This is a genomic window from Photorhabdus australis DSM 17609, assembly GCF_000711895.1.
Classification (GTDB): Bacteria; Pseudomonadota; Gammaproteobacteria; order Enterobacterales; family Enterobacteriaceae; genus Photorhabdus; species Photorhabdus australis.
In genome coordinates, this window is record NZ_JONO01000107.1 from 1 (window position 1) to 3,502 (window position 3,502).

Genomic DNA, 3,502 nt, shown 5'->3' on the forward strand with positions numbered 1-3,502 from the left:
ATGGAAAGGATAATTATCGTTATTTAAAAATAAAATAGACGGTTTTATTATGGAATATATACCCAATAGATTTCAAGATGCATCGCGACGGCAAGGGAGCGAATCCTCGGGAGCATAGAGAACTATGTGACCGGGGTGAGTGAGTGCAGCCAACAAAGAGGCAACTTGAAAGATAACAGGTATAGTGGAAATAAATGGGATTAATAACAGGGGCATATACCGAATGAACTTCAAAATGCTTGAGCCGTCAGACATAAAAATATTTAAATTCAACAATATAATCGTTTTTCAAACATGCACTTTGCAGTATCTTGAGTATATATGCTTAACTCGGTTTATTTTCAATAAACTCTATCATCCCATATACTATAGGCTGATGTGCCAGCCATTACGTGATTCCAGGATATAGATTTGTATTTGAGAAAGACTTTTTCATACGGCATCATTTCATTATCATTTATCGAATGTGGATAGGTACAAGAAAGGTCAATAATGCTTGCTTCTGTTAATTTGACTTCATAGAAAAGTTCTAATTTCCCTGCGGGATTTATTCGATAAAAGACAAAAACCGCATTCAGTAGTTCGTTTGAAGAGATTGCGACTGATAATAATGGGGATGATTTGTCTATTGGCTTGATGAACTGAATTGGGTGATGATCGACATGTTGCTCTCGAGTTAGCGTGTGATTTAAACTCAAGACCTGTATTTGATCTTCGTGCCCCTTTTGGTATCGGTTTCCTATAGAATCCAGAGTTGAACAACCAGCAGAAATTAAACCTTGTTTCTTACCATCTAATGACAAATAAATCATATAAGACATAAATAATTACCATACAAATGTTTTATTTAAACGACCTGAAGCTATTTGCCCAGGCTACGGAAATATAACCGTAACATTAAAATATAAAAAAACTAATAGTTCGATATCGAATTTATTTTCCAAATCACGAAGGCTGTACTCGATTTACATATTTATTCTATGGAATGGGTTTTGCTATAGCAGTTCTTATAGAATGGAATTTAAAATATTTTTATCATTGTCATACTTACATAGAAAGGCGTTATTTTGGTATTATACAACACCAACTGTTGGCTTTCTGCATTTATTTAACATTTTGTTATTATATAATAGACATGGCTATTTCTTATGTAATATAGTGCTAAACTCTAATTCTTAATGACTAATGGGTTTAACCGTATGGATGATAGAGAACTGTTATTACAACAATTAGATAATGCATTAGTGAATAGCCCAGTAGTTTCAGAGGAGAAATTGGCACTAATGATGATGCTATGTTTTCAATTGATGTCGTCAACTGAAACTCAGGCTCTCAATATGAGAGCTTCAGATGGTCGTACTCTTTCACTTAAATTGGAAATGCCATTCGTTAAACACTGATGTGGCGATTTTTGATTTTAAGAATACTAGAGGAAGTTTTACGATGACATACAAAAAATACAGCCCCTCTTGGGAAGGTTATATGGGGGATTTCCTGAGGGGGCGTGTTGAGACTAATCACTTAAAACCTCAGCACGAATTCTTTGATGCTATTGGTCTTGAAAAGCAGTTAGATGAGAATATAACATATATTGCCCTGTTATCATTAGATGAAGCAAAGAATGTTTTGGAAGATATTGATTCGCCAAAACCCAAAAGCCCATTTATGAAGAAAGTGTTCTCAGTCGCAGATCCAATATCATCCTATGCAGGTAATATACATGATGCTTTTGACTTTACAAATGTAGTCAGAGAGTTCAAAAGGTTAGGGATTAAAGCCACAGAGTATGTTGGCAAGAATGGTGAAAAATATATTAAAATTTCAGGCTATGCAGGGGTGAGAAAGATTATTACTGCTTCAAGGTACAAGGCTTCCAACATGAAGATAATATCTATGGGGATAGGGCAACAAGGATTAAATAGTGGCATAGTTAAGGGAATGAAGTTTAGTATATTATTTTCTGCGGCTTATAGAACGGTTGAACTTATATTTAAGGACGAATACAAACTGGCTGATTTCTTAGGTAATATTGCGGTAGATTTGGCTAAGGCAGTAGTAGCAGCTTTTGCTTCTTGGGCTATTGGGTCTTTGATAGCGATCACATTTGCCGCTGGTGCTAGCGTAATTTTTGTGGCTGCTGTTGTGTTTATTGTAGGTTTTGGAATGACATATTTACTTGATATTGTGGATAAAAAATTTAATATTAGCGAAACTGTTATTAATTTAATCAGAAAGGAAATGGAGAGAAAACCAAGAATTCCAGAAGCTAATTTCAATCAATTCCTTAATATCTGGGGGAATTATGGGAAGTAAAAAGAAGATTATCCATATTATCGGCGCTCTTGCTATTTTTATTTTGATGTTATTTGCTTTCTTTTTGACAGGGGAAAATTTAATTTCTTTAGTTAGAATGAGTGAGAAAATAACATTCTCAGGTGGTGTTTTTATAATATTTTTTTCTTTTCCTTTGATCTCTTATGCTACCTTTTTGATTATTTTTTTTACTGTGACTGGTCATTATCCAAAGTATCATGATAATTTTGTTAAATATCTTTGTTCGATAGCTATTGTTTCAATTGTTTTAAGTTTTCCCATATCTTTATATGTAAATTATAAATTGAGAAGTGATAATTATTTGGTATGCCCAAGAATATCTTGGATGTCTCCGAATACCTATGTAAAAGATATTAAACTGTGTGATTGATATCTTTTTATTTAATTTCTTCATAACTGGGGGCGTTATGGGAAAAAAGATTATACATATCATCGCTGCTCTTGCTATTTTTCTTTTAACTTTATTCGCTTTCTTTTTGACAGGGAAAAATTTAATTTCTTTAATTAAAATGGATGAGAAAATAACATTTTCAAGTAGTGTTATTATTATATTATTTTTTTCTCCTTTGATTTTTTATTCTTTATTCTTTATTCTTTATTCTTTTTGTTAGTATTACTGGTCATTATCCTAAGTATCATGATAGTTTTAATAAATATTTTGGTTCGATAGCTATTATTGCATTTTTTTTAAGTTTTCCCACATATTTATATGTAAGTTATAAATTAAGAAGTGATAACTATTTGGTATGTCCAAGAATATCCTGGATGTCACCAAATACCTATGTAAAAGATATTAAGCTGTGTAATTAACATTGGTTGTGTAAAGTTATTATTTAAATAATTCAATTAAATTATAAATTTGGTTTTAAATTAAATGAAGATATTTTCAAAATAAGATTAATGGCTATATTTTCAGAATAACATTTACTGGTTATTTTGATAGTTGGAAATCGTTATCATAGGGAGCATGGGTATTGCTATAGGAAAACACCTAAAAATCGGTGAATTCATTATCTTTTGATGCATTTTATTTAAATGAGTCATTTACTCATTTATCCTGGAGAGTTTGGAGGATATATGGTTACAAATATAATGCTTATATGTCACTCATGTTTTTAATAAATTAATTGATCATCTTATTATTGTTGTTTAATCTCTATTTAATTAA

General features: G+C 31.5%; 4 protein-coding genes and 1 pseudogene. 4 read left to right on the top strand and 1 reads right to left on the bottom strand.

Annotation, left to right across the window (positions count from 1 at the left end):
- Window positions 1–341: 341 nt before the first annotated feature.
- Entirely contained in the window at window positions 342–821 is a 480-nt protein-coding gene (locus BO26_RS18105) for an Hcp family type VI secretion system effector (protein ID WP_036773938.1), read from the bottom strand.
- 357 nt (window positions 822–1,178) lie between these two features.
- Between BO26_RS18105 and BO26_RS18110 the strand changes: the two genes are divergently transcribed.
- The 4 genes and pseudogenes from BO26_RS18110 (at window position 1,179) to BO26_RS24715 (ending at window position 3,144) form a co-directional block, all read left to right on the top strand.
- On the top strand, window positions 1,179–1,400 hold the full coding sequence (locus BO26_RS18110; RefSeq protein WP_477707053.1) for a hypothetical protein: 222 nt from the start codon (window positions 1,179–1,181) through the stop codon (window positions 1,398–1,400).
- 43 nt (window positions 1,401–1,443) lie between these two features.
- Window positions 1,444–2,313, top strand: coding sequence for a hypothetical protein (locus BO26_RS18115; RefSeq protein WP_167332164.1), 870 nt, complete (start codon window positions 1,444–1,446; stop codon window positions 2,311–2,313).
- Window positions 2,303–2,704: a DUF1240 domain-containing protein gene (locus BO26_RS18120; RefSeq protein WP_036773942.1), complete on the top strand. Its 402-nt coding sequence runs from the start codon at window positions 2,303–2,305 to the stop codon at window positions 2,702–2,704. Before BO26_RS18115 ends, BO26_RS18120 begins: the two co-directional genes overlap by 11 nt.
- Before the next feature lie 37 nt (window positions 2,705–2,741).
- Window positions 2,742–3,144: pseudogene (locus BO26_RS24715) on the top strand (DUF1240 domain-containing protein).
- Window positions 3,145–3,502: the final 358 nt, after the last annotated feature.

What these genes read in the sequence shown, in the direction of transcription:
- BO26_RS18115 (WP_167332164.1), top strand. Translation starts at nt 1,444, where the DNA reads ATGACATACAAAAAATACAGCCCCTCTTGGGAAGGTTATATGGGGGAT.
- BO26_RS18110 (WP_477707053.1), top strand. Translation starts at nt 1,179, where the DNA reads ATGACTAATGGGTTTAACCGTATGGATGATAGAGAACTGTTATTACAA.
- BO26_RS18105 (WP_036773938.1), bottom strand. Translation starts at nt 821, where the DNA reads ATGTCTTATATGATTTATTTGTCATTAGATGGTAAGAAACAAGGTTTA.
- BO26_RS18120 (WP_036773942.1), top strand. Translation starts at nt 2,303, where the DNA reads ATGGGAAGTAAAAAGAAGATTATCCATATTATCGGCGCTCTTGCTATT.